The sequence below is a fragment of the Dyella sp. C11 genome (assembly GCF_003121485.1).
In the GTDB taxonomy this organism is placed as follows: Bacteria; Pseudomonadota; Gammaproteobacteria; order Xanthomonadales; family Rhodanobacteraceae; genus Dyella.
Map to the genome: position 1 here is coordinate 117,268 of NZ_QAVX01000009.1, position 25,990 is coordinate 143,257.

Consider the following 25,990-nt stretch of genomic DNA (forward strand, 5'->3'; position numbering starts at 1 on the left):
AAATGGAAGGCTAAACGGAAATACGTATATCAGGTGGATAGCTGGAAGCTAAAGCTTTTGATCGTCATCCCAGCGAAAGCTGGGATCCAGTGACTTTGACCTTCACGGACGGAAAGACGCTGGATTCCTGCTTTCGCAGGAATGACGAGGTAGGAGAGGTCTCGTGCTCACGACCCCACCACGATGCGTGGCACAACGCGCACCGGAAAGTTCACGGAATTGGCAATGAAGCAGCCGTGGTGCGCGGGATCGTGCGCCGCCTCGGCCTTGGCTGGGTCGCTGTCGGCGGTGATGGTGACCACCGGATGCAACACCACTTCGATGAAGTGGCCGCCATGGACGTCCGTTTCCATGCTGCCCTCGGCGCTGTCGGTGTACGCAGTGACCACCACGCCAGCCAACACGGCCTGGTGCAGATACGACAGCATGTGGCAGGTGGAGAGCGCCGTCACCAGCATGTCTTCGGGGTTGTACTTGCCCTTGTCGCCCCGGAACGTGGGATCGGACGAACCTTGCAGCGCAGGCTTGCCGTCGATGCGGATCTCGTGATCGCGGCCGTAACCCTGGTACGTCTTGGTGCCCGTGCCCTGGTTGCCGGTCCAGACCACGTCGACTTTGTAGTGATGCTGATGCGTATGGCTCACGACTTGCCCTCTTGTTGCGACATGAGTTCCGCCAGCACCGCGTCGTCATGGCGACCGCGCTGATGCAGTCCTTCCACAACGCCCGCGCGGTTACCTGCCGGGTGGTTCTGGTTCAACTTGAACTTGCCTTCGATGCGGTCGATGGAAATTTCCAGGCCGCTGATGGCGCGGAGCATCTTTTCAATGTGGTCTTCCGGCGCATCGGAGACATGCCACGGCGCGGGCTGATCCGCCTCGTGACGGTCGGTCAGACGCTCCAGCAGCGCGCGCAGCCAGGCCGCATCTTCCGTGACACGCAGGCGACCATGCACGTGCACCACCGCGTAATTCCACGTGGGCACTTCGCGATGGGTTTCCTGCTTGGTCGGATACCAGTTGGGACTGATATAGCCATCCGGACCGCGGAAGATCACCAGCACCTCGGCACCGTCCATGCACGACAGTTCATTGCCGCGCGCGACATGGCCGTGCAGCGTGCCATCAACCAGCTCCACGGGAAGATGGTTCGCCGCCAGCCCGTCCGCGCCCTGCACCACCACGGTGGCGAACGGGTACGCGCGCATGAACGCGTGCAGCGCGTCGCTGTCCGTCACCTTGAAGTGCGCAGGCTGGTACATCAGCGCTGACCGATCAGCGAGGCCATCACGGCCTTCTGCACGTGCAGGCGGTTTTCGGCTTCATCGATGGCGATGCAGGCCGGCGAATCCATCACGGCGTCCGTGGCCTTGACGTTGCGGCGCAGCGGCAGGCAGTGACTGAAGAGGCCGTTGTTGGTCAGCGCCATCTTCTGCTCGTCCACAATGAAATGCTTGTGCGCATCGCGGATCGGCTTTTCCTGGTCCCAGCGACCGAAGAACGGCAGCGCGCCCCAGCTCTTGGCGTACACCACGTCGGCGCCCGTGTAGGCCTCTTCGATGTTGTGGCTCACCTTGAGCGAGCCGCCGTTTTCCTTGGCGTTCTGGTAGCCAAATTCCATATAGCGCTCATCGAGCACGTAGTCGGGCGTGGGACACAACAGCGTCACGTCCATGCCCATCTTGGTGGCGATGAGCAGCGCGGAGTTGGCCACGGCCGTGTTGAGCGGCTTAGGGTGGTACGTCCAGGTCAGCACGTACTTCTTGTTCTGCAGGTTGCCCAGGTGTTCCTTCAGCGCCATCGCGTGCGCCAGTTCCTGGCACGGGTGCGTGATGGTCTCCATGTTGATCACCGGTACCGTGGCGTACTTGGCGAACGCCTTGATGACGTTGTCCTCGCGGTCCACTTTCCAGTCCTGGAACTTCGGAAAGGCGCGCACGGCGATCAGGTCCACATAGCGCGACAGCACGCGTGCCACTTCGGCGATGTGCTCTTCCGTATCGCCGTCCATCACCGTACCGACGTCGAACTCGATCGGCCATGCGTCCTTGCCCGGCGCCAGCACAATGGCATGGCCGCCCATGTGGAACGCGCCCAGTTCGAAGCTGGTGCGCGTACGCATGGACGGATTGAAGAACATCAACGCCACCGACTTGCCAGCCAGCTGCTGGCCGCGCGGGGAACGCTTGAAGGCGGCGGCCTCCTCGAGCAGCGCATCGATCTCGGCGCGGCTGTAATCCTGGGTGGTCAGAAAGTGGCGAAGCGTCATGTTGGTGGTTGCCCTTGTCGAATTTCTGGATTCGGAAACAAAAAAACCCGGCTGCTAGCCGGGTTTTTGTCGTCTATGCACGTTAAACGCGTGCGACAGCCTACCCGGCCAATTGGCGGAGCAGCGGTCGGCGAGCACGCGACGTCATCCCAGCGGCCATGCGGGCGCTAGTGAGGACAGTGGCGGTATAGACGGCTGCGGACATGAAAGTCTCGGGAGGTTGAACTTTCATCATGACGGGATTTTCGCTGCCATGCAACAAGAAACGATCCAAAAGCGGTCCCTGGACACGAAATCGCCGCCCGAGGGCGGCGATCGTGGCGAATCTCAGTCGGCGGGAGAAACGCTCACCCGCACACGAAGGCGCTCGCCGGGGTCGTAGTTGAGGCGGGACAGGTAGACCTCGCCACGGTAACGGTATTCCACGTCGTAACCCATGATGCGGCGCTGCTCGCTCACGGCGGCCACCTGGCGGCAGTGCGTCTCCGTGCTCTGGTATTCGCCCCCGCCAGACTGGGTGGCCGCGTTGCCTACCGCGCCGCCAGCCACCGCGCCAGCCACAGTGGCCGCCGTGCGGCCATTGCCACGGCCGACCGTGCTACCCAGCACACCACCCACGACGGCACCCAGGATGGTGCCCGCCGCCGAACCCTGGCTGGGCGCCTGAGTCACCACCTGCTGGTCATAGCATTCCTGACGCGGCACTTCGGTACGGGCCACGCCATACACGGGATCGACGCGCAGCACATCCGCCCAGCCGTAATGGGTGTTGTCGTCGTTCTGCGTTTGATTCGGATACCGCGCATCCTGCGCCAATGCGCCGGTGGTCACCAAGGACAACACCAGCGCGGGGAACAACCACTTGGTCATTACGACCTCCGCTAGGACCAACCTCGAGGCGCAGCTCTACACCCCGTACCATCCATTGCAGCAAATTCACTCTGAATCGACGCTTAGAAGTTTCCCTAAAGTCTTGCGAACGGTGGCCGTTGTTCATCCATTGGGTACCGTTCTGGCCGACAACGCGCCAGCCCGCTGCGGGTCGCCCGGTGGCTTGTTAAGATGCGCGACCGGCTTGCGCCCGCCTGGCGCCTGCACCCACCGCCCGGACCACCCGACCGATGCCGATTTCGCTCCACAACAGCCTGACGCGCCGCGTAGAACCGTTCTCCCCACTCGACCCGAACCGGGTCACGATGTATCTGTGCGGGCCGACCGTCTACAACTACGTGCATATCGGCAACGCGCGCGGACCCGTGGTATTCGATGTGCTGGCCAAGCTGCTGCGCCGCCACTACGCCAACGTGGTGTACGCCCGCAACATCACCGACGTGGACGACAAGATCAACACCGCCGCCCAGCAGCTGGGGGTGGGTATTGAAAGCATTACCACGCGCTATACCCAGGCCTACCGCGAAGACATGGCCAGGCTGGGCATTGCCCCGCCGGACGTGGAACCGCACGCCACCGCGCACATCCCGCAGATCATCACGATGATCGAGCGCCTTATTGAAAGTGGCCACGCCTACGCCGCCGAAGGCCATGTGCTGTTCAATGTGGATTCGTACCCCGCGTACGGCGAGCTCTCCGGTCGCGATCCGGAAGAAATGCTGGCCGGCGCCCGCGTGGAAGTGGCCCCGTACAAGAAGAACCCCGGCGACTTCGTGCTGTGGAAGCCCTCCACGCCCGAACTTCCCGGCTGGGACAGTCCCTGGGGTCGCGGTCGCCCAGGCTGGCATATCGAATGCTCGGCGATGAGCGAAGCCCACCTGGGTGACACCATCGACATCCATGCCGGCGGCGTCGACCTGCAGTTCCCGCACCACGAGAACGAAATCGCCCAGTCCACCTGCGCGCACGGTGGCAAGGTGTTTGCGCGCGTCTGGCTGCACAACGGCATGCTGACCTTCAGTGGCCGCAAGATGTCCAAGTCGCTGGGCAATGTGATGCTGGTGCACGAACTGCTTCAGCAGCACCCGCCGGAAGCTTTGCGCCTGCTCCTGCTGCGTGGTCACTACCGCCAGCCGCTGGACTGGTCCGACGCCGCCATCGCGCAATCGATCAGCACGCTGGACGGCTGGTATCGCGTGCTGCGCGACCTTGCCGACGTCGAGGTCGACACCACGAACCTGCCGATTCCCGCCTCCGTGGAAGCGGCACTGTGCGACGACCTCAACACCCCGCAGGCGCTCGCCGAGCTTTCGCAGCTAGCCGATGGGGCACGCCAGGCCGGTACGGCCGAGGAAAAGCGCGAGGCGAAGGCCGCGCTACTTGGAGCCGGCGCCCTGCTCGGCCTGCTGCAACAGGATGCCGAAGCCTGGTTCAAGCCGGCGGGCGGCGACCACGAGGTCGATGCGGCCCGCGTCGAAGCCTTGCTGGAGGAACGCCGCAGCGCGCGCGCCGCGAAAGACTTCAAGCGCGCCGATGCGATCCGCGAGGAACTGACCGCGATGGGCGTGGCCATTGAAGACGGCGCTCAGGGCACACGCTGGAGCGTGATCAAGGGCTGAGTTCGCCTGGCCTGTGTGGGAGCGCACCCTGTGCGCGACGGCCTCGCCAAAAGCTGCCGCGCACAGGGTGCGCTCCCACCGTGGAGCTGCCCTCTCTCCCGCAAAGCCCGGCCCAGACCGAAACGCGCGATAATGGGGCGATGAACACCACCGCCCCATCCAGCGCCGAGCAGGCGCAGCAAGACATCGTCGACGAATTCGCCTTCTTTGGTGACTGGACCGAGCGCTACCAGTACCTGATCGACCTAGGCAAGCCACTCCCGCCCTTCCCGGACGACCTGAAAATCGAGGAATACCGCGTGCACGGCTGCCAGTCGATGGTCTGGCTGGTGCCCAGCGGCGATGCGGACAAGCTGCATTTCCAGGCCACCAGCGATTCCGCCATTGTGTCGGGCCTGATTGCCCTGGTGCTTCGTGTTTACTCCGACCGCTCGGCCCGCGACATTGTCGCCACCGAGCCGCGCTACATCGAAGCCATTGGCCTGGCCAAGCATCTCTCACCCACGCGCTCCAACGGGCTTGCCGCCATGCTGGCGAAGATCAAGGCCTACGCCGCCGCGACGTTGAAGAGCTGATACGCGGCCGCCGTCTTGCCGAATGCAAACAAAAAGCCCCGCCAATGGCGGGGCTTTTTTTCCAGGCGCAGGGCGCGCTGGCTCAGTCGCCCATCTGCTTCTGCAGGTGTTCGCGACGTTCCTGCGCGTCGAGCGACAGCGTGGCGATCGGGCGGGCGTCGAGACGCTCCAGGCCGATTTCCTCGTCGGTCTCTTCGCAGTAGCCGTAGCGACCTTCCTCGATGCGGCGCAGTGCCTTGTCGATCTTGGAGATCAGCTTGCGGTAACGATCGCGCGTGCGCAGTTCCAGCGAGTTTTCGGTCTCGCGGGTGGCGCGCTCTGCCTCATCGCCCACGTCGCGCACTTCGTCACGGAGGTTCTCCATGGTCTGGCGCGACTCTTCCACCAACTGCTCGCGCCATTCGCGCAGCTTGTTGCGGAAGTAGGCGAGATGCTTGGGGTTCATGTACTCGTCCTCGTTCGAGGAGGGACGGTAACCCTTGGGCAGGTCGATCGTGGTCGTCGAAGGCAGCGCGTAGCGACCGTCTTCACGGGTGATGCCATTGTCGAGAGTTGCGGTTTTGTTCATCGAAGACTGCTGGGCTTTCTGTTTTTTGACGGGGGTATGTCGAGCGGTTGCGCTGGCCACCTTGCCCGTGAAGGGCGAAGAGGCCGGCTTGGCCGGCTCGGAGGGGACCGGAGCCGCCTTGACGGGTGCCGGCGTCGCCTGCCGCGCAGCGACGGGCTGCTTGGCGGGAGCGGCGCTGGCTGCCGGCTTGGCAGGCGCAGGCTTGGCAGCCTTGGCCGGAGCGGCGACCGGCTTGGTCGCGGCCTTGGCGGGCTGCTTGGCCGGTGCCGTTGCTTTCTTGGCGGCCGGCTTCTCGGTTGTCTTTTTGGCGACGACCGGTTTCTTGGTCGGCGCCACCTTCTTGGCCACGGGCTTGGGAGCAACTTTCTTGGCGGCGCTCTTTGCCGGCGCCTTGGCCGCCACCTTTTTCGCGGCAGGCTTCTTGGCGGCGGCAGCCACCTTCTTCACTGGCGCCTTCTTGGCGGCCGGCTTCTTGGCGGCAGCAGCCTTGGATGGCGCTGCACTTCGTCCGGTAGCGGTTTTCTTGGCTGCCTTCACGTCTTTCACCTTGCCGGCAGGTTTTCCCTTCTGCGGCTTGGCGGCTGAAGCACTACGCGTCGTTTTCGCCATTTCCCTTCACCATTTTTGGCCTTGGCGGCCGGGTGTTATAGCCCATGCGGCTTACACCGGCAACCGTGCTTCTGGAATACTTGCGACACTACATGCCGCAAGCTGTTTCGGCAGCGTCAAACCGTCGTGACCCGACTGATACTTTTACTGCTCGGCTTCTACAAGCGCTGGCTAAGCCCCCTGCTGGGACAGCGCTGCCGCTTCCATCCCAGCTGTTCCGATTATGCACGGATTGCGGTCGCCCGCTTCGGGCCGCTCAAGGGCGGTGCCCTCGCCGGCTGGCGTCTGATGCGATGCCAACCGCTGTGCGAGGGCGGTGAAGATCCCGTTCCGGAGCAATTTACCTTCCGCCGCCGTCCCCCGGGAGAACCTCATGCCCATTGACTGGCTGATCAAGAACGCCGAACTGGTCAACGAGGGCCGCCGATTCCATGCCGATGTGCGCGTCAGGAACGGCCGCATCGACGCCATCGCCGGCGACCTCGATGCCCGTGCCGGCGAGCAAGTGATCGACGCCAGCGGCCTGTGGCTGTTCCCCGGCATGATCGACGACCAGGTGCATTTCCGCGAACCCGGCCTGACCCAGAAGGCCGACATCGCGCACGAGTCGCGCGCCTGCGCCGCCGGCGGCATCACCAGCTTCATGGAGATGCCCAACACCAAGCCGCCGGCGCTGGACCGCGAGACACTGGAAGCCAAGTACGCACGCGGCGCGGAAACCTCCGCCGTGAACTACGCGTTCTACATGGGCGCCAGCAACGACAACCTCGAAGCCATCAAGAGCCTGGACCCGCTCGCTGCACCGGGCATCAAGGTGTTCATGGGCGCCTCCACCGGCAACATGCTGGTGGACAACCCCGAAATACTGGACGGCATCTTCAAGTACGCGCCCACGCCGATCATCACGCACTGCGAAGACACGCCGATGATCGATGCCAACCTGGCCAAGGCGCACGAGAAGTACGGCGACAACATCCCGGCCTGGGAACACCCGCTGATCCGCTCGCGCGAGGCCTGCATCAAGTCCACGCGCCTCGCGCTGGAACTGGCGCGTCGCCCCAAAAGCCGCCTGCACGTGCTGCACATTTCCACGGCGGATGAACTGGCGCTGTTCGAGCCGGGTCCGCTCAAGGGCAAGCGCATCACCGCTGAAACCTGCGTGCACTTCCTGCACTTCGACGACCGCGACTACGAGCGCCTTGGCTTCCTGATCAAGTGCAACCCGGCGATCAAGACGGCGGCCGACCGCGAAGCCATCACCAAGGCCCTGGCCGAAGGCCGCATCGACGTGTTGGCCACCGACCACGCACCGCACCTGCTGGAAGAAAAGGAACAGCTGTACGACAAGGCGCCGAGCGGCCTGCCGCTGGTGCAGTTCGCCTTGCAGGCCGCGCTGCAGCGCGTGTTCGAAGGCAAGCTGACCCTGGAACGCGTGGTGGAAGCGGTGACGCATGCGCCGGCCACGTTGTTCGACGTGAAGGATCGCGGCTACCTGCGCGAAGGTTACGCAGCCGACCTGGTGCTGGTCGATCCGAACAAGCCGCACACCGTGGCTCGCGAGGAAGTGCTCTCCAAGTGTGGCTGGTCGCCATTCGAGGGCTACACCTTCAACAGCTCGATCGTCAGCACCTTCGTCAACGGCCAGCGCGTGTGGGACGGCAAGCAGATCGCCCAAGGCGTGCGTGGCCAGCGCCTGGCTTTCAATCGATGACACGGATGGCAAGCGCGGGCGCCCTGCTCGCTCTTTGTCTCGCTGCGTTGCCCACTTTGGCCAGCGACGTGCCAGCGCGCATGTCGCAAGGCGGCCTGGTGACGGCCACGGTGCCGGTGGGCTCGACGGCCACCGTGAACGGCAAACCCGTCCGCGTCGGCAACGACGGCATGCTGGTGTTGGGTGCGGGCCGGGACGAAAAGGGACCGATCACCGTGGTGGTCACGCGACCCGACGGGCAACGCGATACCACGCGCATTGTCGTCGCACCCCGGGCATGGCCGGTGGAACGCGTGAATGGCGTGCCGCCCAAGACCGTCAATCCACCGCCGGATATCGCCGCACGCATCCAGCGCGAAAACGCGGAAGTGGCCGCCGCACGCAAGCGTGATGACGATCGCGAAGGGTTTGCGCGCGGTTTCATCTGGCCGGTGGTGGGCCGCATCAGCGGACGCTTCGGCAGCCAGCGCATCTTCAACGGCACGCCGAAGTCGCCGCATCCGGGCATGGATATCGCAGTGCCGCAGGGCACGCCAGTGAAGGCGCCGGCCGATGGCATCGTCACGTTCGCCAAACCCGACCTCTACCTCACCGGCGGCACCGTGCTGATCGACCACGGCTTCGGCCTGAGTTCGAACTTCCTGCACCTGTCACGGCTCGACGTGAGCGTCGGCCAACACGTGCGCCAGGGTGACGTGATCGGCGCCGCCGGCATGACCGGTCGAGCGACCGGTCCGCATGTGCATTGGGGATTCAACTGGTTCGAGGTGCGCCTGGACCCGATGCTGTTGCCGGGGATCGAAGGCACGAGCCCGCATTGAACGGATTCCCGGAATCCACGCAGAAAATCTCACCCGTCATTCCGGCGCAGGCCGGAATCCAGTAGCGAATACGTCGGATCTTCGCGATACGCACCGAAAGATTCGTAAGCCACAATGCGAAAACCAAAGCCCACAGAGACTGGATTCCGGCCTGCGCCGGAATGACAAGCGAAGGTTTACTTCACGACATTGGACAGGCGAAAGCTTACGGAACGGCCTTGAGCGTGATGCTCACCGGACCGTTTTCGCCAGAGCGACCGAGCACGCTCGTGCGGGTATCGTTGATGGCCAGCAACTTCTCACCCTGCTGAAGGCGCACGTTGATCGCGAAATCCACGCCGTCGCGAAGCTCGGCCGGGTCGTAGCTCAGCATGAAATCCACCGGCGACGCGCCGACGGGCTGGATGCGTTCTTCGGAGATGGTGCGTGCCGCGACATCCTGGCGACTCACATCGGCCAGCGTCACGATGAGCACGGCATCGGCGGGCACCGCTTGCGGCAGGTCGTAACGCACGTCGCCGATCATCGTCTTCATCAATGCCTGATGGACGGGAGCAGCAGGAGCTGCCGCAGGCTGCGGCGCCTCTTCCTTGGCGTGGTGCGAAAACATCGAGCAGGCGGACAGCGCGAGCGCAGCGGCACCCAGCAGCGGAAGGCGGAACGACATGGGAATCTCCAGACGATGAAAGCCCGCAACCGGGCTTTCATCATGCTATCAGGCGACGGTTAAACCGACACTCAGGCGCAACCCTTGCCCGCGTAACCACCGGCAACGCCCTTGCTGGCATAGGCCACGGCGTCGTGCGGATGCAGGCTTTCCTGGTGTTCCACGCGAATGTGGAAATCGCTTAGCGCCTTGTCGGCATCGAGTGCCTTCTGGATACGACGCGCAGCGTCTTCGCAGAACATCAGGTTGCCGCCATTGGCGAGTGCGAAAGCCTGCTCGTCCTCGCGCTTCACCGCGGTCTGCACCGGCGTGCCCAGCGCGTGCTCGGTCACGTCGATCAGGTCGATCAGGTTGAATGCCGAACCCTCGCTCGGACGCACGCGCAAACGCGCGACGCTGCGCTGTGCATGCGGCGTGGCGACGATACCCTTCTCGCTGCCCAGCCATGCGAGCACGGCGGCATGGTCAACGGGGCGGGAGGCGTCGAAATCCTTGGCGAACTGATCCTGGATCAACTGGCGCGAGAGCGCGGCCGATGCGGGACAGGTCGAGGAGTAGACAATCTCGGTGCCGAATTCCAGCAGGAACTCGTCGCCGACCATGCTCGCCTCGATGGTGACCGGATACGAACGCCAGCCGCTGTTGGCACTGCGCAGCGCCGGGCGACGCACCAGGTGCTCGAAGCGGATGCTGAGACAGGCGCGATCGGACAGGTCCTTGTGTGATTCAAGGAAACCGCGCAGCAAATCGCGTAACGTGTCCGTGCTCAGCGTTTGCGTGCTGAGCGCCTGTTCAACCTGAAGGTAAAGCCGCGACATATGGATGCCGCGCTTGTCCGGTCGACGCAGATTGACGAAGGCACCAACGCGCGCACTGGCGCGCTGCACATCGCCGTCACCTGCGTCGAAGCGCACAGGCACCTCGATACCGTCCATACCTACCCAATCCAGCTCGCCAACAAGGTGAGGCTGGGCGTGGACTGCCACGTCGGGCAGCAGGCGGGCGGTGTTTTCCTCGGTGTACATGGGTGAATCCTGTGTGGTCCGTGGGGCGGTGTTGCCGCCCGGGAGACCTCAATCTTGGGGCACCTTGGGTGCCTCGCAATAGTGGCGCTGGGGAAACGCTGCGTCCCGGCGCTGTTCAGTCGATCTCGCGCTGCCAGCCGCGTGCAGCCAGCCATGCCTGCCACGCCACGCCCGGACCTTGCCTGCCCTGGCCCTTGCGCAGCTCTTCCAGGGGATGCGCCGCCTTGCGGGCCTTGGCCACCACGGTCTGCCCATGGCGCGATTCCAGCCCGCGAAAGGCACTCAGCGGGCCCGGCAGGCGATCGGCCTCGCGCCACGACTGGTGCAAATCCTCAAGCTGCGCACGCACCGCCGCGTCGCGCGCTTCACTGGCTTCACGCAACTGGTTGCGGCTCAAGCCGAACTTGGCCAGGCGCGACATGGGCAACGCAAGGCGATCACGGTCGGCATCTTCTTCCAGTCGCAACAGCGAATGCAGCAAATGCGAAAGCGTAGCCACGCGCGTGGCGCGTTCGCTGGATGCCTTGTCGCCAAACCACCACGCCGTTTCCAGGTCGGCCACGGCACCGTGCAACAACGAGCCGGCCGCGAGCTGCGCAGGAAAATCGGCAGCCGTGCCCTCTTCCAGCTGCCCCATCGCGGCAAGCACCGGTGCCACCCAACGCTCCGCCGCTATGGCATGCGCACGGTCGTCGTCGAACAACACCTGCGTCAACGGATGCCGGCCGCCACTTGCCGCCGCGCCTGAGAGTTCCTCGGCCCACCAGTTGAGCTTGGTCGCGGCCACGTGCGGTTCGCGAATGCCATACGCCGCTGCAAGCAGTTCCTGTTCGAACGCAGCCAGCGCGATGTGCCCCGGATAAGCGTTCTGGTCAACGAAAGCCAACGCGATGCGCTGCTGGGGCTGCACGGCCAGCCACTTGTCGATGTAACTCTGCAGCGCGGTGTCACTCATGCCGGCACCTTCAGGCGACGCGTGAGTTCGGACGGATGATCGATGACCAGATCCGCGTTCCACTGTTGCGGATCGCCACCATCGAGGTAACCCCAGCGCACGGCGACCGTATAAAGACCCGCCGCGGCGCCAGCCATGACATCGCGACGATCGTCGCCCACGAACAGGCAGCGCGCGGGATCAAGCCCCGCACGTTCGCAGGCAAGCAACACCGGTGCGGGATCGGGCTTCTTCACGGGCAGCGTGTCGCCGGACACCACGGCGGCGGCGCGGCGTGCCCAATCGATACGCACGACCAGGTCGTCCGTGAGAAAACCGGGCTTGTTGGTGACGATGCCCCAGGCAATGCCCTGCGATTCAAGCGCCAGGAGCAGCTCGTCCACACCATCGAACGGGTGCGTGTGATCGGCCATCACCGCCTGGTAGATCTCCAGGTAGCGCGGCACGAGTGCCGCCAGCGCATGGTCGTCGATATCGGGGAACGCGCAACGCAGGATGGCGCGCGACCCACGCGATACGACCTCGCGAACGGCTTCGTACGCCGGCACGGCAACCTGCATTTCCTCGCATTGCAGCTTCAGCGCCGCGAAGAGATCGGGTGCGCTGTCCAGCAGGGTTCCGTCGAGATCGAACAGGACGCCCTGGATGTTTTCGGGAAACGACTTCATGCCGGCTTGTGCGCGCTGATCAGGTAATTGACGGCGGTGAGGCGGCTTACCCATGCCTTGCGATTGAGCGGGTTGTAGCCGAGACCGGAGACGTCGTCGATTTCCAGGCCGGCGTGGCGCATCAGGCGGCCCAGCTCGGACGGCTTGAGGAACTGCGCGTAGTGGTGCGTGCCGCGCGGCAGCATGCGCATGATGTATTCCGCGCCCAGGATCGCCGCGCCGAACGCCGCCGGCGTGCGATTGAGCGTAGACATCACCACCACGCCACCCGGCTTCACCATGCGTGCAAGATCGGCCACCAATGCCGCGGGATCGGGCACGTGCTCGATCAATTCCATGCAGCACACGGCGTCGAAGCTTTCCGGTTCCGCAGCAGCCAGATCGGCAGAAGACTGCACGCGATAGTCGATGTCGAGATTCGGCATCTCCAGACGCGACTCGTGCATGTGCAGCCTGGCGATCTCGATGACCTTGTCACCAAGATCGATGCCGGTGACGCGCGCGCCGGCCTTTGCCAGCGCCTCGCTGAGCAAGCCACCGCCGCAACCGACATCGGCCACGCGTGCACCGCGCAGATTCACGCGCTCGGCCACATACGCGGCGCGCACGGGGTTCAGGTCATGCAGCGGACGGGACTCGCCATCCGGGTCCCACCAGCGCGCGGCAAGTTTGCCGAACCGGGCGATTTCCTCGGGACTGACGTTGGTTGCGGCTTGCATTGAATAATCCTTCTGACGCGTGCGCCAAGCTTAGCGCGCGTTCCATTCGTAGACGGTGATGTCCCAGCCGCCACTGGTGTGGGCGGGGTCCTGATGCGCAATGGACAGCGCCTCGGCCATGTCGGTGGCACGCATGAGATAGGCGCCACCGGACTTGTCGCTGAAGCCGCCCGTCATTTCCAGCCGTCCGCCGGCGCGCAGGCCTTCCAGGAAATCCTTGTGCGGCTGCACGACGGCCGGATCGAATTCCGGACGACGCATGGCCATGACGAGATAGATATTCATCGCAATTGCCTTGGAGGCAGTCCTCAAAGTCTCGTCTAAACGCCTATATTCCTCACCGTCATCCCAGCGAGGCGCTTTTCAACAGCCGAAGGCTGGTCAAGCTGGGATCCAGTGTCTTTGATTGTGGTGCTTAAAGTCGCTGGATCCCAGCTTTCGCTGGGATGACGAGCAAAAATATCGCTTTTCCAGCTACTCGACAGACTTTGATGACAGGCTCTTAGCCCGCATCGATGGCAGCAATGCGTTCGCGCCATGCGTGCGTCTTCGCGAGCACGGCATCGGTGTCGATGTCGGTCAGCAAGCGACCCGCCAGCTTGCGCACGCCGTTGATCCACACATCGGTCACCTGGTGGCGACCCGTGGCGTAGGCGAGCTGCGAGGCGACGTGGTACAGCGGCTGCGTTTCCAGATCGGACAGGCGCACGGCCGCAAGGTCGGCCTGCTTGCCGGCTTCGATGGAGCCGATGCGGTCTTCCAGGCCCATGGCGCGCGCGCCGTTGAGCGTGGCGGCACGCAGCGCATAAGCGGCGTTGAAGGCGGCAGCGTCGCCCGCCACGGCCTTGGCCAGCAAGGCTGCGGTGCGCATCTCGCCGAACATGTCCAGGTCGTTGTTGGAAGCGCAGCCGTCCGTACCGATGGCCACGTTCACGCCGGCCTTGCGCAGTTTTTCCGCCGGGCAGAAGCCGGAGGCGAGCTTGAGGTTGGATTCCGGGCAGTGCACCACCGACACGCCCGCTTCGGCGCAGGCTTCGATTTCCGCATCGGTCAGCTGGGTCATGTGCACGGCGATCAGGCGGTCGTTGACCAGGCCAAGCTTCTGCAGGCGCTGGAACGGACGCAGGCCGGTCTTGGCTTTTTCTTCTTCGACCTCGTGCGCGGTCTCGTGCGTGTGCAGGTGCACCTGGATGTCGAGCTGGTCGGCCAGCACGCGGATGCGCTCGAAGCTTTCGTCCGACACCGTGTACGGCGCATGCGGAGCGAACGAGGTGCTCACCAGCGCATCACCGAGGAAGCTGTCGTGCACTTCGATGGCGCGCTCGAAATATTCGTCCTGCGTCTTCGCCCATGCCGTGGGGAATTCGATCACGGGCAGGCCGACCACCGCGCGAAAGCCCATGCGGCGATAAGTAGCGCCGATGACATCGGGGAAGAAGTAGTTCTCGTTGGCGCAGGTGGTGCCGCCGCGGATCATTTCCGCCACCGCCAGCTCCACGCCATCGCGTACGAACTCCGGTCCGATCACCTGCCCTTCCACCGGCCAGATGTGCTTCTGCAGCCACACCATCAGCGGCAGATCGTCGGCAAGGCCGCGAAGTAGCGTCATGGGGTTGTGCGTGTGCGTGTTGACCAGGCCGGGGATGAGCACGTGCTCGCCCAGCTCCACGCGCTCGCGCGGCGCATAGGCAGCACGCGCATCGGCGATGGGCAGCAGCGCCACGATGGCGCCCTCGTGCACGGCCACGGCGTGGTGTTCGAACACGACGCCATGCGGTTCCACCGGCACGATCCAGCGCGCCTCGATCAGCAAATCGATGGATTGCGGAGTGGTCTGGCTCATCCGTTCGCTCACTTTTTCAATGTTGGATACGACATGGGGCGGATCACCTTGCGGTGGCCGCCCCATGGTTACGTCTCGACATGACGATTTTTAGCTCGTGAATCCAGTGGAGACTGGAATCTTTAAGCTCGTCATTCCAGCGAAAGCTGGAATCCAGTGACTTTGCACTTGTAGACATGAAAGCGCAGAAGCGTGCTTCGCACAGCGTATTTCACTGGATCCCGGCCTTCGCCGGGATGACGAACTGGCAAAGGCGCGGGCTCAGCCCGCGCGCCAGTTCGTCACTTGCCGACGCGGCTGACGTATTCGCCCGTGCGGGTGTCGACCTTGATCACTTCGTCGGTGGTCACGAACAGCGGCACGCGGACCACGGCGCCCGTTTCCAGCGTGGCCGGCTTGCCGCCGCCACCGGAGGTGTCGCCACGCAGGCCCGGATCGGTCTCGGTGATCTTCAGCTCGACGAAGTTCGGCGCCTGCACCGTGATGATCTCGCCGTTGAACAGCGTGACCACGCACTCTTCCTCGCCCTTCAGCCACTTCACGGCGTCGCCCATGCCAGCCTTGCTGGCCTGGTGCTGCTCGAAGCTTTCCTGGTGCATGAAGTGCCAGAACTCGCCATCGGAGTACAGGTACTGCATGTCGGTATCCACGACGTCGGCGACCTCGAAGCTGTCGCTGGACTTCATGGTCTGCTCGGTGGTGCGGCCGTTCTTCAGGTTGCGGATGAAGATGCGGGTGAACGCCTGACCCTTGCCGGGCTTGATGAAGTCGGCGTCGGTAATGACCCACGGGTCATTGTTGTGAAGGATCTTCATACCCTTCTTGACGTCGTTAAGACCGGCGGTGGCCATTGCTGCGCTCCAGATGTGATGCCGCGGGGAGGCGGCTAGAATAGGGTTTTCCCCGGACCCGGGGGCCCGATTCAAGACCCACTATGATAACCGCAACCCACGCCGCCCGCCTATCTCCGCCCGGACCCGACTGGCGCACGCTCTGGCGCGACGCCGTGACCGACCCCGCTGAGCTGCTGGACCTGGTGGGGCTGGGGCACCTGGCCGACCACTTGCCGGCTGGCGATGCGGGCTTTTCAGTGCGTGTACCGCGCGGCTTCGTGGCACGCATGCGCCAGGGCGACCCGCGGGACCCTTTGCTGCTCCAGGCCTTGCCCCAGCTGGCGGAACTGGACGTGGTCCCCGGTTTCACCGTGGATGCCGTGGGCGACATGGCCGCCCGTTCGGCGCAGGGCGTGCTGCACAAGTACGAAGGCCGCGCGCTGCTGATCGCCAGCGGCAGCTGCGCCATCAATTGCCGTTACTGCTTTCGCCGCCATTTCCCCTACGGCGATGAAATGGCCGCGGCGGGACAGTGGCGCAAGGCGCTGGAGCATGTGCGCCACGACGCGTCCATCAGCGAGCTGATCCTTTCCGGCGGCGATCCGCTGTCGCTGGCCACGAGCAAGCTGGAAGAACTCACCCAGGGCCTTGCCGACATTCCGCACATCACCCGCCTGCGCATCCACACGCGCCTGCCCGTGGTGTTGCCCGAGCGCATCGACGGCGCCTTCAGCCAGTGGCTGGCTGACCTGCCGCTGCAAAAGGTGGTGGTACTGCATGCCAACCACGCCAACGAATTCGACGCTGACGTGGACGCCGCCTGCGGCCGCCTGCGCGACGCGGGGGCCACGCTGCTCAACCAGTCCGTGCTTCTGCGCGGCATCAACGACGATGCCGAAACACTGACCGCGCTGTCCGAGCGCCTGTTCGCCGCCGGCGTGCTGCCCTACTACCTGCATCAGCTGGACCGCGTGCAGGGCGCCGCCCATTTCGAAGTGGACGACGCACGCGCCCTCGCCCTGGTCGACGCCGTGCGTCAACGCCTGCCGGGCTACCTCGTTCCCAAGCTGGTGCGCGAAGTAGGCGGCGAGCCGTCCAAGCGTCCGGTGTAACAGAACCTCGATAGGGTTGTGGGCTGCGTCACTCCGGGAATATTTCTGCTGGCAGTGACTCGCATAATCCGCTAAAAACCACGGATGGCCCGCCTCCCTGTCATGTCAGGTTCAGCAAGCGGCGCACAACGGAATAGCTCGGCGAGCCCATGAAAACCGACCAGGTCATCAAGATCCTTTTCATCGAGAAGTCAGTCGAAGACGCGGAACAGATCATCAGCCTGCTGCGCAACAGCGGCATCGCGGTACGCCCCGCTCGCGCCACCAGCGCCGAGCAGGTCACGGCCGCACTGGATGAACTGGGCCCGGACATCGTGCTGTTCGACCCCTCGGTAGGCACGCTGGAACTGCGCGAGGTGTCGCGCATGCTCGATGGCCACGGTCGCGATCTTTCGCTGATCGCGCTGGTCGGCCAGGTCGACAACGCCACCATCACCGAACTCTTCGTCAACGGTGCCCGCAGCGTGGCGCTGCGCCCGCAGCCCAAGCAGCTGATGGCCGTGATCCAGCGGGAATTCGACGCGCTCAACGCGCGCCGCCAGCTTCGTCGCCTTGAAGCGGCATTGCGTGAATCCGAGCGCCGCTGCGATGCCCTGCTCGATTCGTCCACCGATGCCATTGCCTACGTGCACGAAGGCATGCACGTGCGCGCCAACCAGGCTTACCTCGAAACCTTTGGCTATACGGAGTTCGACGACCTGCTGGGCCTGCCCGTGCTGGACATGATCGGCCCGAACGACGCCGACGAATTCAAGAACACCCTGAAAGCCCTTTCCAAGGGCGAGCGTCAGAGCGGCGCCGTCGAACTGCAGGCACGCCGCGCCGACGCCACCACCTTCAAGGCCAGCGTGGAATTTGCGCACGCCACGTTTGAAGGCGAGCCCTGCCTGCAGGTGGTGTTCCGCCGCCAGAAGGTGGACGCCAATGTCATCGAGCAATTGCAGCGCGATCCGGTCACCGGACTGTTCAACCGCGCACGCATGCTCGAATGCATCGACGAGGCCGTCGCTGCCGCCACCCAGGGCACCAAGGGTCAATCGCTGCTGCTGATCGAGCCGGACAACTGGCAGAGCATCGTGGCGGGCGTGGGGCTGGCCAAGGCAGACGAATTGCTCGCCGCCTTCGCCAACCGCGTGGAAGGCCAGCTCACCGCGCAGGACACCGCCGGCCTGCTGGCCGAACACACCGTGGGCGTGCTGTTGAGCACGCGCAACGACGAAGGCATCAAGCAGTGGATCGCCGGCCTGCAGCAAGCCATTGCCGGCGGCATCTTCGATCTCGGTTCGCGCTCCATCACCATCACCGCCAGCATCGGCGGCAGCCTGCTGGGCGAGCGCAACGCCAATACGGAACTGCTGCTCAACCAGGCCAGCCAGGCCCTGCGCAATGCACAGAGCCAGGGCGGCAACCGCACCGATCTGCACGATCCCGCGGCACGCGAAAAGGCCGACGAAGAGCGCGAGCGCTACTGGCTGGGCGTGATCAACCAGGCGCTCACCCAGAACGAATTCGTGCTGTATCACCAGCAGACCATCAGTCTGCAGGACGCGGAAGGCGAGTTCTCGGAAATCCTGCTGCGCCTCAATGGCCCGCAGGGGGAAGTGCTGCCCGGCTTCTTCATGCCGATCGCCGAGAAGCACAACCTCACGCCTGCCATCGATCGCTGGGTGCTGAACCAGGCCATCGAACACTTGCGCGCCCGCGACCGCATCGGCTCGCCGACCACGTTCTTCGTAAAGCTCACGTCCGGCTCACTGGAAGACAAGAGCCTGCTGGCCTGGCTCGGCGAGCGCCTGAACCAGGCGGCGCTCAAGCACGGCCAGCTGGTGCTGGAAATGACCGAGAGCAAGGTGGTGACCGCGCTTCGTCCCGCGCAGGAGTTCGTGCGCGAATGGCAGCAACTGGGTGGCCAGTTCGCACTGGAACAGTTCGGCTCCGGCCTCAACTCGTTCCAGTTGCTCAACCACATCAACGCCGACTATCTGAAGATCGACCGCAGCTACATGGCCGACCTGCCGCAGCAGCAGGAGAGCCAGAAGAAGGTTGCGGAAATCTGCCGCCAGGCACGCGAACTCAAGAAGCAGACGATTGCCGAATGGGTCGAAGACGCAGCGAGCACGTCACTGTTGTTCGCCTGCGGCGTGGACTTCGTGCAGGGCAACTTCCTGCAGGAGCCGCAGCGCCTCACTTGATGGGCTCACCACACAAGCGCGCGTCCTCGCGTCATCCAGGAAAGAAAAAAGCCCGCCAATGGCGGGCTTTTTTTTGCAAGGCACGGCACGAACCTGCCGGAGCCTCGTCACGCTGTTGTCGATGACGCATAAGCGACACGCACGAAGCACAACGCCTGACACCCCTTGAGCACACACGCAAACAAAAACCCCGCGGATAACTCCGCGGGGTTTCTGGTATTTCGAAAAGACGCCGGGATTACTCGCCAGCGGCCTTCTTCGCAGCCTTGGCGGCGGAGACGGCGGCGACGTCTTCCTTGATGCGGGCAGCCTTGCCTTCCAGGTTGCGCAGGTAGTACAGCTTGGCGCCACGCACCTTACCCTTGCGCTTCACTTCCAGCGAGTCGATGGCCGGGCTGTGAGCCTGGAACACGCGCTCCACGCCGGTGCCGTGCGAGATCTTGCGCACGGTGAAGGCCGAATGCAGGCCGCGGCTGCGCTTGGCGATGACGACACCCTCGAACGCCTGGACGCGCTCGCGGTTACCTTCCTTCACCTTCACGTTGACCACCACGGTGTCGCCAGGGCCGAATTCCGGCAGCTGGCGGGTGATCTGCTCGGCTTCGAACTGTTCGATGATCTTGTTCATGGCAACACCTGTCTAATTTCTCGCCCTTAGTGGGCTGTATCGTCGTGCCGCGCCTGATTCACATGCTCGCGGCGGAATTCGTCCAACAGCGCTCGGGATTCTGCATCCAGCGCGCGCTGCGCCAAAAGATCGGGACGTCGCAACCAGGTCCGTCCCAGTGATTGCTTCAAGCGCCAGCGGCGGATGGCCGCGTGGTCGCCGGAGAGCAAAACATCCGGCACGTCGCCCAGTGCGTCATGCACCGGTTTCGTATAGTGCGGGCAATCCAGCAGTCCGTCCGAGAACGAATCCTGCTGCGCCGACGCCGCGTCATTCAACGCACCGTCCTGCAAGCGGCCCACGGCATCAATGATCACCGCGGCACCCAGCTCACCGCCGGACAACACATAATCGCCGATGGAGAGCTCCTCGTCGACCTCGTGCGCCAGCAAACGCTCGTCCACACCTTCGTAACGTCCACAAAGCAGGGCGATGCGCGGCAGTTTTGCCAGAGCTTCCACCCTACCCTGCGTCAGCCGCGCACCTTGCGGGCTGAGATAAATCACATGCACCGGTTCCGGTGCGGCCTCGCGCACGGCCTTGAGGGCATCGCGCAAAGGCTGGATCAGCATCACCATGCCAGGACCACCGCCGCAGGTGCGGCCATCCACGGTACGGTAATTGTCGGTGGCGAAATCGCGCGGGTTCCAGGTTTCCACCTGAAGCAGTTCGCGCTGCTGCGCCCGACCGACGACACCGACGGAAGCACACTGACGCATGAAGTCGGGAAACAACGTGACGACATCGATGCGCATAGATCCTCAACCTGTGATGACGCGCAGTGCGCGCTCAGAATTCAGGATCCCAGTCCACCACCATGCGCCCGCCGGACAAATCCACCGAACGCACAAAAGATCCCTGGATGAAAGGAACCAGCCGCTCGCGCGTACCGTCCTTCACCACCACGACGTCGTTGGCGCCGGTCGCGAACAGATGACTGACCCGACCCAGTACCACGCCTTCCGTGGTGACGACCTCGAGACCTTCGAGATCGACCCAGTAATACTCATCCTTGCCGGGAGGTGGCAGCAGCTCACGAGCGACATAAATGTCCTGCCCGATCAGCGCCGCTGCCGCGTCGCGGTCATCCACTTGCGGGAACTGGGCGATAAGCCCCTTGCCCTGCGGACGACCTTTCACTCCCGTGATCTCCGTCTCCACACCCGGCGCCGAAGTCAGCAGCCAAGGCTGGTAGGTGAAGATCTTGGTGCGGGGCTCGGTCCAGGATTCGATCTTGAGCCAGCCCTGCACACCGTACAACCCGACGATGCGCCCAACGAGGACGCGTCGACCGGCTGCCGTCATACTCAGGCAGCCTGCTGCTTGCCGGCTTCCTTGACCAGGGCGGCGACCTTGTCGGTCAGCTGTGCACCCTTGCCAACCCATTCCTGCACGCGGGCAACGTTCAGCTCAAGGCGCTTGTCCTTGCCCGAAGCAACCGGGTTGTAGAAACCAACGTTCTCGATGCTGCGGCCGTCGCGCTTGTTGCGCTGGTCGGTGACAACGATGTGGTAGAACGGACGGCCCTTGGCGCCGCCGCGCGAAAGACGAATCTTGACCATAAATAAAAGCTCCAGAGTTGCCGGAATGCCGGCAGCACGCACACTGCGGTGCGCGGTGAACGCGACATTTTAATGAATTTTGGAGAAAAAGGAAGGGGTTGGGTGAATTCGGGGCGTGAACCGCTACCCGTAGCCCTTCCCCGCTCCCTCAGCGCATCGGCGGAAAACCGCCACCCATGCCGCCCATGCCCTTCATGGCGCCACGCATCTGGCGCAGCAGGCCCTTGGTGCCACCCTTGGAGAGCTTGGACATCATCTTTTCCATCTGCATGTACTGCTTGAGCAGACGGTTCACGTCAGCCGGCTGCACGCCGGCACCACGCGCCACGCGGGCACGGCGGGAGCCATTGAGCAGGTCGGGATGGCGACGTTCTTTCTTGGTCATCGACTGGATGATCGCGACCATGCGCTTGATCTCGCCGTCGTTGACCTTGGATTTCACGTTTTCCGGTAACGCGGAAACGCCCGGCAGCTTGTCCATGAGACCGGCCAGGCCGCCCATGTTGTTCATCTGCTCGAGCTGGTCGCGCATGTCGTTGAGATCGAAGCGCTTGCCCTTGATGACCTTCTCGGCCAGCTTCTGCGCCTTTTCCTGGTCGACCTTGCGTTCCACTTCCTCGACCAGCGACAGCACGTCACCCATGCCGAGGATGCGCTGCGCAACACGATCAGGATGGAACGGTTCCAGTGCATCGGTCTTTTCGCCGGCGCCGAGGAACTTGATCGGGCGACCCGTCACGTAACGCACGGACAGCGCTGCGCCGCCGCGTGCATCACCGTCGGTCTTGGTAAGCACCACGCCGGTGAGCGGCAGCGCTTCGGCGAACGCCTTTGCCGTATTGGCAGCGTCCTGACCGGTCATGGAATCGACCACGAACAGCGTTTCGATCGGCGTGATCGCGGCATGCAATGCCTTGATCTCCGCCATCATCGCTTCGTCCACGTGCAGCCGGCCGGCGGTATCCACCAGCAGCACGTCGACCACTTCGCGGCGTGCGGCTGCAATGGCGTTCTTCGCGATATCGACCCGGTGCTGGCCGGCTTCCGACGGGAAGAACTTCACGCCCACCTGCTCGGCCAGCGTGCGCAGCTGCTCGATGGCGGCCGGACGATACACGTCGCAGCTCACCACCATCACCTTCTTCTTTTTGCGCTCGGTAAGGAAGCGCGCGAGCTTGGCGACGGTGGTGGTCTTGCCGGCACCCTGCAGGCCGGCCATCAGCACGACGGCTGGCGGCTGCTGCGCAAGGTTGAGCTCGGTATTGGCAGTACCCATGACCGCGGTGAGCTCGTCGCTCACCACCTTCACCAGCGCCTGGCCCGGCGACAGGCTCTTGACCACGTCCTGGCCCACCGCGCGCACCTTCACGCGCTCGATCAGCGCCTGCACCACCGGCAAGGCCACGTCGGCCTCGAGCAGGGCAATGCGCACTTCGCGCAGCGCTTCACGGATGTTTTCCTCGGTCAGGCGACCACGACCGCGCAGGCGGTTGACGGTGGCAGAGAGGCGTTGGCTGAGGGACTCGAACATGGATAGTGCCGGTAGGCCGAAAGGGTTGATTATAACGGGGTTGGTCGACCGCTGCGCGGCTCTGCGGGGTGAGTCGGCCGCTGCGCGGCCTGCGAAGCCGCTCGCTACGCTCGCTGTAAAGGGTAAGTAGTAAGAGCGGCGAGGCTGCGGACTCGAGGCTCTTCACCATTCACCATTTACAGCGAGCGTAGCGAGCGGCTTCGCAGGGCCGCATAGCGGCCGACTCACCCCCTATGCCACACTCGCCCGCTATGGCCGCCACTGTCCTTTTCGCCCTGCTAGCCATCGTGCTTTACCTCACTGCAGCGACGGCACTGGCCCGGCCGCTGCTGGGCGGTGGGCAACCGCTCAATCGTTCCGCCCTGGGACTGGCGGGTGCCGCTGTCGTCATCCATGCCGGCATCTTGCTGGGCATGCATCGCGGCTCGCTGGACCTGCATTTTTTCTCGGCGTTGTCGCTGGTTGCCTGCGTGGTGTCCGCACTCACTCTGGTCGTGAACATCTGGCGCCCGGTGGCTGCCCTGGGCGTCATCGTGTTCCCGCTCGCCGCACTGCTGGTTGCCCTGGATACCTTCGCGGCCCCGGCCACCGTGCCGCTGGCGCTGGAATGGCAGATCAAGCTGCATGTCATCGTGGCGTTGTTTGCCTATAGCGTGCTGTCCATCGCCGCGGTGCTGGCCATTCTGCTGGCTGTGCAGGAACGCGCACTGCGACTTCGCCAGGTCGGCTCGTGGCTGCGCGCGCTGCCGCCACTCACGCTGACCGAAACACTGCTGTTCCGGCTTATCGGCGCCGGCTTCCTGCTGCTTACGCTGACGCTGCTCACGGGCATCCTGTTCGTGGACAACCTGTTCGGCCAGCACCTGATCCACAAGACGGTGCTGTCGATCATCGCGTGGCTGGTGTTCGGCATCCTGCTGTACGGGCGCTGGCGACACGGCTGGCGCGGGCGCGGCGCCGTGAACCTCACCTTGATCGGCATGGGTGTATTGCTGCTGGCCTTCTTCGGCACCAAGGCGGTGCTGGAACTGATACTCCATCGCACACCATGATCATTCCCGGCCAGTTCGTCCTGACACTTTCCTGTCCTGACCGTGCTGGCATCGTGGCGGCGGTATCGAACCACCTGGCCGCCCAGGGCGGAAACATCGTCGAAGCACAGCAATTCGGTGACTCCGAAACCGGCCGCTTCTTCATGCGACTGGTGTTCGAGGATGCCGAGCGCGATCTCGATGCGTTGAAGGAAGGCTTCGATGGTTTCGCCAGGCAGTTCGCCATGCAGTGGATGCTGCGCAACCGCGCGCAACGTCGACGCGTGATGCTGCTGGTGTCGAAGTTCGACCATTGCCTTGCGGACATCCTGTATCGCTGGCGCATTGACGAGTTGCCGATGGATATCGCAGGCATCATCGCCAACCATCCGCGCGAAACCTATCGTCATCTCGATCTGGATGGCATCCCCTTCCACTACCTGCCCGTGGATCGCGACAGCCGCACGGACCAGGAAGGCGCGCTGGATGCGCTGATCGAACAATCGGAAACGGATCTGGTGGTGCTCGCGCGCTACATGCAGATTCTTTCCAACGACCTGGCGCGGAAGCTCGCGGGTCGCTGCATCAATATCCACCACTCGTTTTTGCCGGGGTTCAAGGGTGCACGCCCGTATCACCAGGCTTACCGCCGCGGCGTGAAGCTGATCGGCGCCACTGCGCACTTCGTCACGGCCGAGCTGGACGAAGGCCCGATCATCGAGCAGGACATCGAGCGCGTGACACATGCCGATACGCCCGAAGACCTGCTCCGTATCGGTCGCGACATCGAACGGCGTGTGCTCGCGCGCACCCTGCGCCTATATCTCGACGACCGCGTCTTGCTCAACGGCTCAAAGACTGTCGTTTTCCACTCCTGAGGACATCCCGTGCAACTGATCGGCATGCTCGATTCACCCTATGTCCGCCGCACGGCCATCTCGCTTCGCATGCTGGGCATTCCCTTCGAACATCGGTCGCTGTCGGTGTTTCGCAACTTCGATGAAATCCAGCGCATCAACCCGATGGTCAAGGCACCCACGCTGGTGCTGGATGACGGCAGCTTTCTCACCGAGTCGAACCTGATCATCGACTGGGCGGAAAGCCGCAGCGAGCGCCCTGCCCTGATGCCGACAAGCGCGGCGGATCGCCAGCGCGCGTTGCGCCTCACCGGCATGGCCATCGCTGTCAGCGAAAAGGCCGTGCAGATCGTGTACGAAGGCAAGCGCCACGCGGACAAGCGCGATGGCGGCTGGCTTGATCGCGTGAGGGGACAGCTGCGCGCGGCCTGCGGATTGCTGGAGCGTGAGCTTGATGGTGTCGATGGCTGGCTTTTTGGCGAGTCGCCGGGGCAAGCGGATGTGAGCATCGCCGTCGCGTGGGGTTTCACGCAGCTCGTTGCATCGGATGTGGTGAGTACGTCGAGCTATCCAAGGCTGGCAGCGTTCTCGGCACGGGCAGAGCAGCATCCGGATTTCGCGGCGCTGCCACCGGTCTGATTGCCACGTCACCCTTGTAGGAGCGCACTTGTGCGCGACCGCAGCGTTTCTGCGTGCGGAGGAATGAGGCCGTACGGTCGCGCACAAGTGCGCTCCTACAGGGCACGCGAAGCTTGCTTGTGATCGTGCCGCAGGCGATGTCGCGCACAGGGTGCGCTCCCACATCCAAGCGGGCCTGAGCGCCCATTCGTAGCGCTGCCGCCGGCCTGATCGCCGCATCACCCTTGTAGGAGCGCACTTGTGCGCGACCGCAGCGATTCTGCGTGCGGAGGGATGAGGCCGTGCGGTCGCGCACAAGTGCGCTCCTACAGGGGCACGCGAAGCTTGCTTGTGATCGTGTCGCAGGTGGTGTCGCGCACAGGGTGCGCTCCCACATCCAAGCGGGCCTGAGCGCCCATTCGTAGCGCTGCCGCCAGCCTGATCGCCGCGTCACCCTTGTAGGAGCGCACTTGTGCGCGACCGCAGCGGTTCTGCGTGCGGAGGAATGAGGCCGCGCAGTCGCGCACAAGTGCGCTCCTACAGAGGCACGCGAAGCTTGCTTGTGATCGTGTCGCAGGTGGTGTCGCGCACAGGGTGCGCTCCCACATCCAAGCGGGCCTGAGCGCCCATTCGTAGCGCTGCCGCCAG

General features: G+C 64.0%; 28 protein-coding genes. 10 read left to right on the plus strand and 18 right to left on the minus strand.

All coding sequences use genetic code 11. The features are described from left to right. Positions 1-167 precede the first annotated feature (167 nt). The 4 genes from DK366_RS10705 to DK366_RS10720 all read right to left on the minus strand — a co-directional run bounded on the left by DK366_RS10705 (position 168) and on the right by DK366_RS10720 (position 3,138). Positions 168-644 carry an OsmC family protein gene (locus DK366_RS10705; protein ID WP_109125543.1) on the minus strand — a complete coding sequence of 159 codons (477 nt, stop codon included), beginning with the start codon at positions 642-644 and terminating at the stop codon, positions 168-170. Beyond that, on the minus strand, positions 641-1,261 hold the full coding sequence (locus tag DK366_RS10710) for an FMN-binding negative transcriptional regulator (RefSeq protein ID WP_109125544.1): 621 nt from the start codon (positions 1,259-1,261) through the stop codon (positions 641-643). Before DK366_RS10710 ends, DK366_RS10705 begins: the two co-directional genes overlap by 4 nt. Beyond that, positions 1,261-2,268 (minus strand): N-acetylornithine carbamoyltransferase, encoded by a 1,008-nt coding sequence (locus tag DK366_RS10715; RefSeq protein WP_109125545.1) that lies wholly within the window; start codon positions 2,266-2,268, stop codon positions 1,261-1,263. Before DK366_RS10715 ends, DK366_RS10710 begins: the two co-directional genes overlap by 1 nt. A gap of 327 nt (positions 2,269-2,595) precedes the next feature. Then, on the minus strand, positions 2,596-3,138 hold the full coding sequence (locus DK366_RS10720; protein WP_109125546.1) for a glycine zipper 2TM domain-containing protein: 543 nt from the start codon (positions 3,136-3,138) through the stop codon (positions 2,596-2,598). A gap of 251 nt (positions 3,139-3,389) precedes the next feature. Between DK366_RS10720 and cysS the strand changes: the two genes are divergently transcribed. Beyond that, positions 3,390-4,778: a cysteine--tRNA ligase gene (cysS, locus tag DK366_RS10725; RefSeq protein ID WP_109125547.1), complete on the plus strand. Its 1,389-nt coding sequence runs from the start codon at positions 3,390-3,392 to the stop codon at positions 4,776-4,778. A gap of 140 nt (positions 4,779-4,918) precedes the next feature. Then, on the plus strand, positions 4,919-5,353 hold the full coding sequence (locus DK366_RS10730) for a SufE family protein (protein ID WP_109125548.1): 435 nt from the start codon (positions 4,919-4,921) through the stop codon (positions 5,351-5,353). A gap of 82 nt (positions 5,354-5,435) precedes the next feature. Here the strand turns inward: DK366_RS10730 and dksA are convergent, their stop codons facing one another. Then, positions 5,436-6,530: an RNA polymerase-binding protein DksA gene (dksA, locus tag DK366_RS21405; RefSeq protein ID WP_198651508.1), complete on the minus strand. Its 1,095-nt coding sequence runs from the start codon at positions 6,528-6,530 to the stop codon at positions 5,436-5,438. 126 nt (positions 6,531-6,656) lie between these two features. Between dksA and yidD the strand changes: the two genes are divergently transcribed. Genes yidD through DK366_RS10755 form a run of 3 tightly spaced genes read left to right on the plus strand, consistent with a single transcriptional unit; the run spans position 6,657 to position 9,062 of the window. Next, positions 6,657-6,914: a membrane protein insertion efficiency factor YidD gene (gene yidD / locus DK366_RS10745; protein ID WP_109125550.1), complete on the plus strand. Its 258-nt coding sequence runs from the start codon at positions 6,657-6,659 to the stop codon at positions 6,912-6,914. After that, positions 6,904-8,241, plus strand: a complete 1,338-nt coding sequence (locus tag DK366_RS10750; RefSeq protein WP_109125551.1) for a dihydroorotase — start codon at positions 6,904-6,906, stop codon at positions 8,239-8,241. Before yidD ends, DK366_RS10750 begins: the two co-directional genes overlap by 11 nt. A gap of 5 nt (positions 8,242-8,246) precedes the next feature. Next, the gene (locus DK366_RS10755; protein ID WP_109125552.1) at positions 8,247-9,062 is read left to right on the plus strand and encodes a peptidoglycan DD-metalloendopeptidase family protein; all 816 of its coding nucleotides are present in this window, start codon (positions 8,247-8,249) and stop codon (positions 9,060-9,062) included. A 205-nt stretch (positions 9,063-9,267) separates the two neighbouring features. Here the strand turns inward: DK366_RS10755 and DK366_RS10760 are convergent, their stop codons facing one another. From DK366_RS10760 to efp, 8 genes are all read right to left on the minus strand, one after another. Beyond that, complete coding sequence (locus DK366_RS10760) at positions 9,268-9,729, minus strand: YbaY family lipoprotein (RefSeq protein WP_109125553.1); 462 nt, start codon at positions 9,727-9,729, stop codon at positions 9,268-9,270. A gap of 71 nt (positions 9,730-9,800) precedes the next feature. Further along, positions 9,801-10,754 (minus strand): GTP cyclohydrolase FolE2, encoded by a 954-nt coding sequence (gene folE2 / locus DK366_RS10765; protein ID WP_109125554.1) that lies wholly within the window; start codon positions 10,752-10,754, stop codon positions 9,801-9,803. 115 nt (positions 10,755-10,869) lie between these two features. Beyond that, positions 10,870-11,709 carry a squalene/phytoene synthase family protein gene (locus tag DK366_RS10770; protein ID WP_109125555.1) on the minus strand — a complete coding sequence of 280 codons (840 nt, stop codon included), beginning with the start codon at positions 11,707-11,709 and terminating at the stop codon, positions 10,870-10,872. Further along, positions 11,706-12,377: a phosphoglycolate phosphatase gene (gene gph, locus DK366_RS10775; RefSeq protein ID WP_109125556.1), complete on the minus strand. Its 672-nt coding sequence runs from the start codon at positions 12,375-12,377 to the stop codon at positions 11,706-11,708. Before gph ends, DK366_RS10770 begins: the two co-directional genes overlap by 4 nt. Then, complete coding sequence (gene ubiG / locus DK366_RS10780) at positions 12,374-13,096, minus strand: bifunctional 2-polyprenyl-6-hydroxyphenol methylase/3-demethylubiquinol 3-O-methyltransferase UbiG (RefSeq protein WP_109125557.1); 723 nt, start codon at positions 13,094-13,096, stop codon at positions 12,374-12,376. Before ubiG ends, gph begins: the two co-directional genes overlap by 4 nt. Before the next feature lie 30 nt (positions 13,097-13,126). Further along, positions 13,127-13,381, minus strand: a complete 255-nt coding sequence (locus DK366_RS10785) for a YciI family protein (RefSeq protein WP_109125558.1) — start codon at positions 13,379-13,381, stop codon at positions 13,127-13,129. A gap of 217 nt (positions 13,382-13,598) precedes the next feature. Then, positions 13,599-14,939 (minus strand): TRZ/ATZ family hydrolase, encoded by a 1,341-nt coding sequence (locus DK366_RS10790; protein WP_109125559.1) that lies wholly within the window; start codon positions 14,937-14,939, stop codon positions 13,599-13,601. A 281-nt stretch (positions 14,940-15,220) separates the two neighbouring features. Beyond that, a complete protein-coding gene (gene efp / locus DK366_RS10795) occupies positions 15,221-15,790 on the minus strand; it encodes an elongation factor P (protein ID WP_109125560.1) in 570 nt (189 codons plus the stop codon). An 83-nt stretch (positions 15,791-15,873) separates the two neighbouring features. On the opposite strand from efp, the gene epmB reads away from it, so the two are divergent. Next, positions 15,874-16,884 (plus strand): EF-P beta-lysylation protein EpmB, encoded by a 1,011-nt coding sequence (gene epmB, locus DK366_RS10800; protein ID WP_109125561.1) that lies wholly within the window; start codon positions 15,874-15,876, stop codon positions 16,882-16,884. Between the two features lie 149 nt (positions 16,885-17,033). Continuing rightward, positions 17,034-19,076: an EAL domain-containing protein gene (locus DK366_RS10805; RefSeq protein WP_109125562.1), complete on the plus strand. Its 2,043-nt coding sequence runs from the start codon at positions 17,034-17,036 to the stop codon at positions 19,074-19,076. Positions 19,077-19,314: 238 nt separating this feature from the next. Here DK366_RS10805 and rplS read toward each other — a convergent pair whose 3' ends face one another. From rplS to ffh, 5 genes are all read right to left on the minus strand, one after another. Beyond that, positions 19,315-19,704 (minus strand): 50S ribosomal protein L19, encoded by a 390-nt coding sequence (gene rplS / locus DK366_RS10810; RefSeq protein WP_109125563.1) that lies wholly within the window; start codon positions 19,702-19,704, stop codon positions 19,315-19,317. Between the two features lie 26 nt (positions 19,705-19,730). Then, positions 19,731-20,498 (minus strand): tRNA (guanosine(37)-N1)-methyltransferase TrmD, encoded by a 768-nt coding sequence (gene trmD, locus DK366_RS10815; RefSeq protein WP_109125564.1) that lies wholly within the window; start codon positions 20,496-20,498, stop codon positions 19,731-19,733. Positions 20,499-20,532: 34 nt separating this feature from the next. Next, entirely contained in the window at positions 20,533-21,048 is a 516-nt protein-coding gene (rimM, locus tag DK366_RS10820) for a ribosome maturation factor RimM (RefSeq protein ID WP_109125565.1), read from the minus strand. A 2-nt stretch (positions 21,049-21,050) separates the two neighbouring features. Continuing rightward, positions 21,051-21,305 (minus strand): 30S ribosomal protein S16, encoded by a 255-nt coding sequence (gene rpsP, locus DK366_RS10825; RefSeq protein WP_109125566.1) that lies wholly within the window; start codon positions 21,303-21,305, stop codon positions 21,051-21,053. A gap of 148 nt (positions 21,306-21,453) precedes the next feature. Then, the gene (gene ffh / locus DK366_RS10830; RefSeq protein ID WP_109125567.1) at positions 21,454-22,836 is read right to left on the minus strand and encodes a signal recognition particle protein; all 1,383 of its coding nucleotides are present in this window, start codon (positions 22,834-22,836) and stop codon (positions 21,454-21,456) included. Positions 22,837-23,087: 251 nt separating this feature from the next. Here ffh and ccsA point away from each other — a divergent pair, with 251 nt between their 5' ends. Genes ccsA through DK366_RS10845 form a run of 3 tightly spaced genes read left to right on the plus strand, consistent with a single transcriptional unit; the run spans position 23,088 to position 25,363 of the window. Beyond that, positions 23,088-23,888: a cytochrome c biogenesis protein CcsA gene (ccsA, locus tag DK366_RS10835; protein WP_109125568.1), complete on the plus strand. Its 801-nt coding sequence runs from the start codon at positions 23,088-23,090 to the stop codon at positions 23,886-23,888. Further along, the gene (gene purU / locus DK366_RS10840) at positions 23,885-24,745 is read left to right on the plus strand and encodes a formyltetrahydrofolate deformylase (protein WP_109125569.1); all 861 of its coding nucleotides are present in this window, start codon (positions 23,885-23,887) and stop codon (positions 24,743-24,745) included. The genes ccsA and purU overlap by 4 nt, the downstream gene beginning before the upstream one ends. Before the next feature lie 9 nt (positions 24,746-24,754). Beyond that, positions 24,755-25,363, plus strand: coding sequence for a glutathione S-transferase family protein (locus tag DK366_RS10845; protein WP_109125570.1), 609 nt, complete (start codon positions 24,755-24,757; stop codon positions 25,361-25,363). The last annotated feature ends 627 nt before the right edge of the window (positions 25,364-25,990 follow it).

Excerpts from the sequence above, each read along its gene's own strand:
- DK366_RS10710 (WP_109125544.1), bottom strand. The coding sequence starts at position 1,261 with ATGTACCAGCCTGCGCACTTCAAGGTGACGGACAGCGACGCGCTGCAC.
- DK366_RS10715 (WP_109125545.1), bottom strand. The coding sequence starts at position 2,268 with ATGACGCTTCGCCACTTTCTGACCACCCAGGATTACAGCCGCGCCGAG.
- DK366_RS10720 (WP_109125546.1), bottom strand. The coding sequence starts at position 3,138 with ATGACCAAGTGGTTGTTCCCCGCGCTGGTGTTGTCCTTGGTGACCACC.
- cysS (WP_109125547.1), top strand. The coding sequence starts at position 3,390 with ATGCCGATTTCGCTCCACAACAGCCTGACGCGCCGCGTAGAACCGTTC.
- DK366_RS10730 (WP_109125548.1), top strand. The coding sequence starts at position 4,919 with ATGAACACCACCGCCCCATCCAGCGCCGAGCAGGCGCAGCAAGACATC.
- dksA (WP_198651508.1), bottom strand. The coding sequence starts at position 6,530 with ATGGCGAAAACGACGCGTAGTGCTTCAGCCGCCAAGCCGCAGAAGGGA.
- DK366_RS10750 (WP_109125551.1), top strand. The coding sequence starts at position 6,904 with ATGCCCATTGACTGGCTGATCAAGAACGCCGAACTGGTCAACGAGGGC.
- DK366_RS10755 (WP_109125552.1), top strand. The coding sequence starts at position 8,247 with ATGGCAAGCGCGGGCGCCCTGCTCGCTCTTTGTCTCGCTGCGTTGCCC.
- DK366_RS10760 (WP_109125553.1), bottom strand. The coding sequence starts at position 9,729 with ATGTCGTTCCGCCTTCCGCTGCTGGGTGCCGCTGCGCTCGCGCTGTCC.
- folE2 (WP_109125554.1), bottom strand. The coding sequence starts at position 10,754 with ATGTACACCGAGGAAAACACCGCCCGCCTGCTGCCCGACGTGGCAGTC.
- DK366_RS10770 (WP_109125555.1), bottom strand. The coding sequence starts at position 11,709 with ATGAGTGACACCGCGCTGCAGAGTTACATCGACAAGTGGCTGGCCGTG.
- gph (WP_109125556.1), bottom strand. The coding sequence starts at position 12,377 with ATGAAGTCGTTTCCCGAAAACATCCAGGGCGTCCTGTTCGATCTCGAC.
- ubiG (WP_109125557.1), bottom strand. The coding sequence starts at position 13,096 with ATGCAAGCCGCAACCAACGTCAGTCCCGAGGAAATCGCCCGGTTCGGC.
- DK366_RS10785 (WP_109125558.1), bottom strand. The coding sequence starts at position 13,381 with ATGAATATCTATCTCGTCATGGCCATGCGTCGTCCGGAATTCGATCCG.
- DK366_RS10790 (WP_109125559.1), bottom strand. The coding sequence starts at position 14,939 with ATGAGCCAGACCACTCCGCAATCCATCGATTTGCTGATCGAGGCGCGC.
- efp (WP_109125560.1), bottom strand. The coding sequence starts at position 15,790 with ATGGCCACCGCCGGTCTTAACGACGTCAAGAAGGGTATGAAGATCCTT.
- epmB (WP_109125561.1), top strand. The coding sequence starts at position 15,874 with ATGATAACCGCAACCCACGCCGCCCGCCTATCTCCGCCCGGACCCGAC.
- DK366_RS10805 (WP_109125562.1), top strand. The coding sequence starts at position 17,034 with ATGAAAACCGACCAGGTCATCAAGATCCTTTTCATCGAGAAGTCAGTC.
- rplS (WP_109125563.1), bottom strand. The coding sequence starts at position 19,704 with ATGAACAAGATCATCGAACAGTTCGAAGCCGAGCAGATCACCCGCCAG.
- trmD (WP_109125564.1), bottom strand. The coding sequence starts at position 20,498 with ATGCGCATCGATGTCGTCACGTTGTTTCCCGACTTCATGCGTCAGTGT.
- rimM (WP_109125565.1), bottom strand. The coding sequence starts at position 21,048 with ATGACGGCAGCCGGTCGACGCGTCCTCGTTGGGCGCATCGTCGGGTTG.
- rpsP (WP_109125566.1), bottom strand. The coding sequence starts at position 21,305 with ATGGTCAAGATTCGTCTTTCGCGCGGCGGCGCCAAGGGCCGTCCGTTC.
- ffh (WP_109125567.1), bottom strand. The coding sequence starts at position 22,836 with ATGTTCGAGTCCCTCAGCCAACGCCTCTCTGCCACCGTCAACCGCCTG.
- ccsA (WP_109125568.1), top strand. The coding sequence starts at position 23,088 with ATGGCCGCCACTGTCCTTTTCGCCCTGCTAGCCATCGTGCTTTACCTC.
- purU (WP_109125569.1), top strand. The coding sequence starts at position 23,885 with ATGATCATTCCCGGCCAGTTCGTCCTGACACTTTCCTGTCCTGACCGT.